5 protein-coding genes and 3 pseudogenes are annotated in these 8,801 nt (G+C 68.3%); 3 read left to right on the forward strand and 5 right to left on the reverse strand.

Annotated elements, in window-relative coordinates:
• Positions 1–28: 28 nt before the first annotated feature.
• From IF04_RS36605 to IF04_RS38720, 3 genes are all read right to left on the reverse strand, one after another.
• Entirely contained in the window at positions 29–3,217 is a 3,189-nt protein-coding gene (locus IF04_RS36605) for a tetratricopeptide repeat protein (protein ID WP_245654408.1), read from the reverse strand.
• Positions 3,218–3,271: 54 nt separating this feature from the next.
• Complete coding sequence (locus IF04_RS0114630; RefSeq protein WP_051831240.1) at positions 3,272–3,592, reverse strand: trypco2 family protein; 321 nt, start codon at positions 3,590–3,592, stop codon at positions 3,272–3,274.
• 1,374 nt (positions 3,593–4,966) lie between these two features.
• The gene (locus IF04_RS38720) at positions 4,967–5,764 is read right to left on the reverse strand and encodes a heparin lyase I family protein (protein WP_030256149.1); all 798 of its coding nucleotides are present in this window, start codon (positions 5,762–5,764) and stop codon (positions 4,967–4,969) included.
• 494 nt (positions 5,765–6,258) lie between these two features.
• Between IF04_RS38720 and IF04_RS0114650 the strand changes: the two genes are divergently transcribed.
• Together IF04_RS0114650 and IF04_RS0114655 are read left to right on the forward strand one after the other, a co-directional pair.
• Entirely contained in the window at positions 6,259–6,558 is a 300-nt protein-coding gene (locus IF04_RS0114650; protein WP_030256155.1) for a DUF6247 family protein, read from the forward strand.
• Positions 6,555–6,863: a hypothetical protein gene (locus tag IF04_RS0114655; protein WP_051831241.1), complete on the forward strand. Its 309-nt coding sequence runs from the start codon at positions 6,555–6,557 to the stop codon at positions 6,861–6,863. Before IF04_RS0114650 ends, IF04_RS0114655 begins: the two co-directional genes overlap by 4 nt.
• Before the next feature lie 438 nt (positions 6,864–7,301).
• Here the strand turns inward: IF04_RS0114655 and IF04_RS0114660 are convergent.
• Positions 7,302–7,556, reverse strand: a pseudogene (locus tag IF04_RS0114660) (ASCH domain-containing protein); the annotation flags it as partial.
• Between the two features lie 150 nt (positions 7,557–7,706).
• A pseudogene (locus IF04_RS40380) lies at positions 7,707–7,967 on the reverse strand (diguanylate cyclase domain-containing protein); the annotation flags it as partial.
• A 28-nt stretch (positions 7,968–7,995) separates the two neighbouring features.
• Between IF04_RS40380 and IF04_RS40385 the strand changes: the two are divergent.
• Positions 7,996–8,588 (forward strand): annotated as a pseudogene (locus tag IF04_RS40385) (transposase); the annotation flags it as partial.
• Positions 8,589–8,801 lie beyond the last annotated feature (213 nt).

An 8,801-nucleotide genomic window follows, 5' to 3' on the forward strand; every position in this document is an offset into this window, starting at 1 on the left:
CTGGGGCGGGTGGAACTCGCGCCTTTGATCATTTGCGAGTGTGGAAAGCGGCAGCGTCTTCGGCAAGCCAGCGGCGGATCTCCTTCGCCTCCCGGAGCTTCCCTGAGCCAAGGAGCAAGTCGGCCTGCAGGTCCAGAACGGCGCACAGTTCGGGGATGACTCTGGCGGGCATCGCCGCCGCGTGCCGGCTGTAGAGCTGTACTGCCTCCCCCGTGGCTTGCAGAGCTTGAGGGGTGTCCTGCTGCCCCAGCCACCGTACCCATGCCCACATGTGCAGTGCGCGTGCCAGATCGGGGGCATGAACGGCGGATCCTTCCTGGGTCATGTGGCGGCAGATATCCACTGCTTGCGTGGTGGCCTCCGCCGCCTCCGGAAAGCGTTCCAGTTCTGCCAGGTGCATGCCGAGGCTGGAGAGTGAGTGTGCCAGGTCCGGCTCGTAGACGGCTGGTGCCATCTCGACCAGCCGCTCACGGATTTTCACCGATTGGCCGGCAGCGGACAGCGCCTCCCTTGGTCGCTTCACCTCCGATAAACGGGTTGCGAGGTTGGATAATGCGCGTGCGAGGTCGGGCTCGTAGGCGTCGGGATTCACCCGGGCCAGCAGGCGGCAGATCTCGACTGACTTTTCGGTGACGCGTAGGGCCTGGGCCGGTGAACCTGTCTTGGACAGATGAATCCCGAGGTTGCTCAGTGACTGCGCGAGGTCGGGTTCGTAGGCGGCCTGGTTGGCCCTGGCCAGCCGCCTGCGGATCTTCACCGCTTGTTCTTCCATGGTCAGCGCTTCTGTTGGCTGCCCCGCGCCGGAGAGGTAGATGCCGAGGTTGGACAGCGCCGTGGCCAGTTCGGATTCATGGAGGGTCCGGCTTGCTCGAGGCAGGTGACGGTAGAGCTGTACCGCCTCGTCCGCGGACCTCAACGCCTCTTCCAGCCGTACGGCCTCCCAGAGGAAGGTCCCGAGGTTGGACAGTGCACGGGCAAGATTCGGACCATGGGCGGCCCGGCTCGTCCCAGCCAGATGGCGATAGAGCTGTACCGCTTCGTCAGCGGAGGCCAGTGCGTCTTCGCGCTGTCCTGCCTCCCACAGGTACATTCCCAGGTCGGGAAGCGAGCGTGCCAGGTCCGGTTGGCCAGATGGCGGTGCGGTGGCACGGCGGCGGTTGGTCAGGTCTTCCTCGAGACGCAGGGCGAGCCCGGTCAGGATCCGCGAAGGATGAGGCAGGGCGGCGGTGATGCCGTCCAAGGCATCGGTGCGCAAGGGCACGGTGGCGAGGGCGTCGTACAGGCCGCGCAAGACGCTGTCGCTCTCGGATGAGCGGTGAGCGTTGTAGTGGCCGAGGGCGGCGCGCGCCAGGACGGTGACGGTCTGCGCCTGCTGGCCGGCAGAAGCTCTGGTCAGAAGTTTCGCCAGCGGGACCTCTAAGCGATTGAGGCAACGGGAGGCATGGAATTCGGCAACGCGGTCGGGCTGGAGGGAGCCCCAGTAGCGGCCGGGCTCGGCCGGATACAGGCAACGGAGCCATCCGGCAACGGTGAGAGCCTTTCGAGCGGGAACTCCCGGGATTTTTCGCGCTGCCCTGACGGCTTCCTTCTTGGTGGCGGCCCCGCACAGGACGGCAGTGGCCACCGCGCGATGGAGCGTGGCGGGGGGAAGGCCGAGCCGGAACCCCCGGCTCTTGGCAGACTGTTCCCAATACCGTGCTTCGTGCCGGAGCAAGGTGGCCTCGGGAGGTTCACCAGCGAGGGCTTCGACGGGGTCGGGGCCGTGCTGGAGGAGGGAGACGAGGGCGGTCATCTGCAAGGTGAGCACCGAGCCGTAGTGGGGGGCGTGCAGATCGTCCGGGGGACGGACGGAGGCTGACTCGGGCCAGTCCACCCCGGGAACGACATGACCGAGGAGCTGAGCGAGATCGGTGGACGCCTGGGCGAAGGCTTCGCTGCGGCCTGCCGGCGCAACAGACCGGCTGCCCGGCGGTGTCTGCAGAGGGTGGAGGGGCCCGAGTTCGATGAGAGGGGCGCTGGCCAGAATGTCGTGGGTGGGGTAGCCGGCGCCCAAGCTGTGCTCGCGCCAGGGGCCATCGGCACGGGCAAGCAGCAGGATCCGCGTGCGGTGCCGTGCGGAGTGCAAGTGCTCTATGAGATGGCGGACGAGATACGGCACGTTTTCCGCGTAGTCGACCACCAACAGCAGATCGCGGTTGGTGTCCAGGCCGCTGAGGTCCGGGGGCTCCACGGAGTCCGTGCTTGGTGTGCGCAACTGCCCAGTAGCCCAGGTCCCGTTGCGAAGCTGTGCCCTCAGGTGGCGTGCCAGACGGGTCTTACCCTGTCCTGCGGGACCGGTGAGCACTTGGACGGCGAACGCTTCCGGGCGCTCGCACCAGGCCAGAAGTTGTCCCAGCAGGCGATCACGGCCTGCGAAGCGGACGGCCTCGACGTCGGCCCGCAGGAGCATCGCCGGCGAGCGCAGGTCGCGTACGGGAACAGCCGGGGTCAGCAAGTGCGCGGCGTCGGCCGGCTCCAGCACGGGCTCCCACCCGCTGTGCTGGGTCACCAGCGCACGAAAGTCGGGATGGGCAAGCAGGACGTAGGCGGGAGTGACAGTCAGTCGGCTGCCACCAGTTGACCGGAGGTCCTCGCACACCACGCCGCACAGCACATCGCGGTAGGGCGGGTCGGAGCGGACTACCGCAGCGCCGGACATGCCCGACCAACGGCTGCCACCCGGTCGGTAGCGGGGGAGGGTCGGGTCGCTGCTGAATATCTCGTAACGGTGGACATCGCCGCCCGTGCCGGGCTGGATGTGCCCGGTGAGCTGCTCGTTAGCGCGTACCCCGTCATCCGCTCGCTGCATATAGGGGAACCCGGCGGCATCGATGGGGAGCTTGTGAGTGCCGATGAGTTCACCCCAGCGTTGCGGTGGTTGCCGCGCCAGTTCCTGCTCCCGCAGGGAGGCCGGCACCGGCCAGTCGGCCGCTCGGTCGACTTCGAGCAACGCCGCATCGACCTGCCCGGCCTGCAGATACCAGCACACCGTCGCGGGGAACTGCCGGGCTCCGGCATCGGGGCGGCAGACCGTCACCTCACCCGGCAGCGGATGGTTCTCCTCCTCCCCCAGAATATGGGCGGCGGTCAGGACCAGCCGCGGAGCCAGGAGGTATCCCGAACCAAAATGCGTGTCACCTCCCCCTACCGGAGACAAACGGACCTGAACCTTGCGCATGACGTCCACAGCGGCCTCCGCTCGTGCCCACGAACCGTTTCACACGGCCCGTGGCTACTCCTTCTCCTTGTCGGCAACCTTGAGGGGATTGTTGTTCTGCGCTGTTGCCTTTAGGTGGACTGTCACCTTGTGCAGTGTCTTGTCGCCCCGGTCCCGCTTGCCCCCGACCCCGACGACGGAGAAGCGCAGCGAGGCGTCGGTCGTCCGCGCATGGGTCAGCTCCATCCCGAGTTCCAGCGTGATGTCGTCCACGGTCAGGACGATGCCCCTGTCCCCGTCCCGATGCAGGTTGTGCTGGGCTTCGGACAGCTGCCCGCGCAACAACACGATCGCGTCTGACAGGTCAAGTCCGGTTGCAGCGCCGCTTCGTTCCACCAACTGAAGTCTCCTTGCCTGAGCTCCCTCACGGCGAGCCTGTATCTGATCACTACCAGCCGCAGGACGGGAGGCGTCGCCCTCTCACCCGATGGATATTCGGCATTAGCGATGCCTAGGCCGATGCCTAGACGTAGACAGGTACCAGGTCCGGTTTGTATGCCGAACTGCTTCGGCGATATTCGTCTTCAATGCAGTGCGGTTGCTTTACCGTCCCGCTGGAACACGGGGTGCGGAGAGGAAAATGCACTGTGAATTGGTGGATCACCGCACCTGTCGAGTGACAAGGCGAGCGGTTAGGGAGAAGGGCCAGGCCTACCAGGCCGGGCTTCGTATCCAGGCGTCGGTTCTGACTGGCCGGCCCTGGCAGCACTGCGCTGCGGACCCCGCGCAGTGGGCGCGCCGGACTCTGCATCCTTCAGGTTCGTTTCCGCGCCCAGTGAATGGCAGCCGACGCAGTCGCGTTGGCACGCTGGCCGGGCGTCTACCGGGCAGGCCCAAAGAGGCGCTCGCTGCTCTTGCGCCGTCAACGGGTAGCGGCGGTGCTGCGGTGACGATACTGGGCGGCAGCTCGCGGGGGAGGGTAGGGCGTCCAAGACGGTATCCGGACCGTGGTACAGCTGCCCGTGCAGGTCGTCGGTGTCCGGGTCGTGTTTCCAGGTGGTCAGCAGGCGGCTTTGGGTGAGGCGGTTTCTTCCTTGTAAGCCGGGGCGAACCCGCTCCGGCGGCGGGTCGCGGTGATGGCCGGGGTGCTGGCGAGTGTGTCAGTGGTGGCGCTGGTGACGGCCACCGCGGCGTCGCAGGGTTCGGGGGAACCGACGGCGGCTGGGACTGGATCGAGATCGTGGACCAGAACGACCGGCGCGTCACGTGGGACTGGGCCCGCGGCCAGGACCACTGCGGCGCGTACGGCTCGACCCTGATCAGCGCGAACCTGGAGAAGGGCATGAAACACAAGGCCCTCTACTGGAGCGACGGGGCCGGGTCACCAAGGGCCATCTGCAGGCCGAGTTCGAGTTCTGGGCCTGACATGGGAGGCCCGGAGGAGATGACGCGAGAGGTCGAACGCCGGTCACTGCGGCGGCGGTGATCAGTGCGACGGTTATGGTTTCCGTGCTGGTGGGTACGCTCGGTGTGGGAAGTGCGGTCGCCCGGAGCGGCGCGGAGGCCTCGCCACAGGCCCCGTCACAGACGCAGGCCCAGCCCGGACGAAGGCGGTAGGAAGCGACGAGAAGTACGCCAATCTCTACACGCACACGGTCGGGAATGTCCGCAAGGTGGAGGCGGAAGAGGGCTTCGCGGGCGGTGCCGCGGTCGGTGACGTCGGCCGGGGCCGGCACCGTCAGCCGCTGTGGGGCGGTTGAGGGAAAGGCATCAGTCGACGTCGGTGCGGGTGGTGCCCATCTTCAGCCCGTCGATCCAGTTGATGGAGGCGGTGCTGTCGTCGGTCCCCCAGTAGGTGCCCCAGCGGGGCTTGTTGCCCTTGTCGTCCCAAGTGCGGGCCCCTTGGCGGGAGGTGATCTGCTTGCCGTCCAGATAGACGGACAGGGTGCCGGAGGAGCTTGAGCTGGTGGCGATGCCCAGCTGGATCGAATGCCACTGGCCGGCCGACCACGGGGCGGTGCCGATCGGAATCCACTCCTCTCCCGGCGCCACGTACCAGACCTTCAGCTTTCCGTCCTCGACCTTCATCAAGACCGGGTAGTTCTGGCTGTTCTCGTCGTTGGTGCCGTTGGACTTCCACTGGAAGACGGTCTGCGCGTCGCCGGTTTTGGTCATCGAGTCCCAGCCGAACCAGTAGGTCTTGCCGTCGGCGAAGGGATATTCTCCGCCGTCGGTCTTGACGTTGTGGGCCTCGCAGCGCGGTACGCCGATGGGTTTGTTGAATTTGAAGATCTTGCCGCGGGAGGTGCCCCAGTCATCGACGGTGACGCTGCCCGGAGCCTCGCACAGGGTGGTGCCGAAGACCTCCAGACCGTGTGAGGCGTCGCCGTCCCACAGCAGCGAACCGGCCTCGGTAGCGGCGGCGTTGCTGTGAGAACGGCTGGGGGAGGGGGAGGCAGCATGGTGGGGAGAGGGGCCGGTGGTGCCCAGGGAGGATGTGGCACCCCAGGCGATCGCGAGCACAGCGGCGGCGCCGACGGGTATGAGGTACTTGGGCAGGCGAGACAACGAGACCTCCTGGACAGGTGGGGGGTGGGGGAAGCGAGCAGACGGGCCCTGCGCGCCGTGATGAGCGAGGTCCCTGCCTGGCGTCGCTGTTGCCATCGGGTCGGGCGTCACCCTAAATCGCCTGCGTGGCGTGTGCGCAACGTGAGCGACGAAGTTTGGTGCATCCTCCGGCAACAGCTGCCTCACTTCGCTGCTTCTGACGAACCCGCCACGCATTTTGCGTGGGGGCGTGTCGGGGGCGAGGTGCGCGGCGCGGGGCGGGCCGGGGTCATCGCGAGCTCGTCCAGCGCAAGCACCTGCTTGTTGCGCGGTGGTCCGCTGGGACGGGCAGCGCTGGAGCTGGTCGCGATCGTCGCCGACCTCGCTGCCGCCCAGGGCCTGATGCGCCTCGCCAAGCCCGGCCCGGAGCCCTGGTAAAGCGCAGGCGGCCCGAACCCTCCCGCGGCCCCGCCGCGGCCGCCTACCGTGAGAGCCAGACCAGCCTGGAGGACCTCATGAGCGCAACTCCCGAGCACGCACCCGCCCCGGCCCCTGCGCCGGCGGCCGCCGCGCAGCTGCTCGCGCGGATCCGCGCCGACCGCCGCGCCGAGCGCTGGGTGTCGGCCTTCGAGCGGGACTGGGGCAAGGCGCTGGAGGACTCCCGGCACAGCTACAGCCTGGCCCCGCTGTATGACGTCGTCCGCGGATGGCAGGTCCGCCTCGATACCACCCCGGCCGTGGACGCCTTCCTCGACTCCGGCATGGACGACTCCGACTTCGTCCCCCTTGACGACGTCCTCGGACCCCGCCGGTGAGCGATGCGGCATGGTCGGTCCCACTGTCCGCAAAGGCCCGCCAGGAGCTGCGTGAGCTGCCCGACCACGGCCAGCAGATGGCCCGCGACGCCCTGGACATCGACACCCGCTCCCCGTGGGGCTGGCACCAATGGGACCGCAGCGACCCCGAACGCCAAGACGTCCGCTGCGCATCGATCTGTCCGCTGTCCCTCAACTACTGGATCAACCGCCCTGCGCAGCACCTGTCCGTCCTGGCCATCACCTGGCTGGAGGGGATCCGCCTGCGTCAGCAGGAGCTGGTCGGGGCCCTGATCGGGAACTAGCGCGTGGTGCTCAAAGGCATCGACGCCGACGGCCGAGGGCTACCTCGACACCCCGAAGCCGGCGACTCCCGGAATCCGATGTCCGGACCTCGTCCCTCGAAGCGGCTCTGCGTGTCATGCCCAGTCGTGTCCCGTGCCGGCGAGAGGCACACGGTGAAGTAGTCATCCGTGGTGTCCGCCCCGGGGATGAACCAGCAGGGACGCCAATGACGGCGACTCCGGGCGCATGCGCGGAGGCGGACAGCAAAAGGCCCTGGCAAACGAAGTGGACCGTCTGGGTCGCGCCTCGTCCAGGCGTATTCACCAACTTCCTCTCCGCACCGCTTTGCACCATTGGCGCTCTGATCTGACACGTGGACATAGGCCTGATCTTGTTCACCCCGCGAGGTCGGGAGCGATTCCGCATGTTCTGATAGCCGGAACTACTGGCATCGTCGGGTGGCAGTCGGCCAGGCGGGCGACGCCGAGGATCGCGCCGGTGGGCAGGCCGCGGCCGCGGAGGGTGGTGGCGACCAGCGGGTTGCGCAGGGCCGGGCGGTCGAGGGTGCGTCCGGCGTGCAGCAGGAGCCAGCCGCGCCAGGACCAGTGTTGCGGCCTGTTCTCGATCCGCTTGGTGCCGTGCACGATGCAGGTGGTCCAGGGCTGCCGGATGGTGATGCCGCGGATCCAGTCGCGGTTGGCTGGCGCGCTCATGCGGTCCTCCCAAGGAGTGGTGTGGGTGCCGGGGCGGTCGGCGCGGCGGCCGTTGAGGGACGGCACGCTGGTATGCCGCGCGGTGGCGAGGACCGCGCGGTCGGCGTGCTTGCCGTCGTAGAGGGCGGCGTCGGCGGTGCGTTGCAGCGCGGACACCTCGCGGATACCGAGGACGTCCGGGACCGTGGCGCAGGCGGCGACGTCGACCGCTGGTCCGTAGTTGAGGATGACCGGCGTGTGCAGTATCCGGGCCAGTTGGGCGAGGCGTGCCTCGCGCAGGGCGTGGGGGAGGGGCAGCGCGACGGCGAATTCGTCGCCGCCGAGGCGGTCGACGGCGGCTCCGTTCTGGCCCAGGCGGTGAGCCGGGCGGCGGTTCGCGGCGAGCACCGCGTCGCCGGCCGCGTGGCCCAGGAAGTCATTGACGGTCTCGAAGTGGTCGTGGTCGGATCTGCCGACGCGGTTCGGTGCGTGGAAGACCGTGCATGACCGGTACCGGTGATGGTCGGCGGACGGCACCTGGGAGAAGATCCTGCGAGCCGTCCAGGCCGACGCAGGCGCAGAGGGCCGGATCGCTTGGAGCGTGGTGAGCGTGGCCTCCACTGTGTGCCGTGCGCACCAGCACGCCGCTGGGGCCCGCCACCGGCCGGCACGGGTGGCGGGGCGCCGTCGTCGCCCGACCCGGGATCGTGCCGACGAGGCGATCGGCCGTTCACGCGGCGGGCTCACGACGAAGGTTCACCTGGCCAGTGGTGGCCATGCCGCCCGATGGCCATTCTTCTGACACCCGGACGACGGCAGATCCGGCACACCATCCCCGAGCGCCCGGACCAGCGTGCCAACCGTCGGCGGCGCGGCAGCAAGGGCGGACGCCCTACCGGTGCCGACCGGGCACGCTACGCCCGCCGGAACGAGGTCGAGCGGACTGTCAACGCGATCAAGAGCTTCCGGGCCGTGGCCACCAGGTACGACAAGAGAGCGTACGTCTTTCACGGCACCGTCACCCTCGCCGCGATCCGGCTATGGCTCCGCTGACACTCCGCCGAGAGCCCTCGGCTCATGCCCGCCCAGCGCCGCCATAGGGTGTCTGCCGCCAGTTTCCGGCTTGCGCTTTCCGCTGCGTCAACTTCTACGGTCTTCTGTGGGGCCGGAGAGACCGGCCCGGCGATGGGAGGCAGGGCAATGGCCTGGTCGATCGCGGACGTGGCCCGGATGTCCGGGGTGACGTCCCGGACACTGCGGCACTAC

It is taken from the genome of Streptomyces violens (assembly GCF_000717745.1).
Lineage (GTDB): Bacteria > Actinomycetota > Actinomycetes > Streptomycetales > Streptomycetaceae > Streptomyces > Streptomyces violens.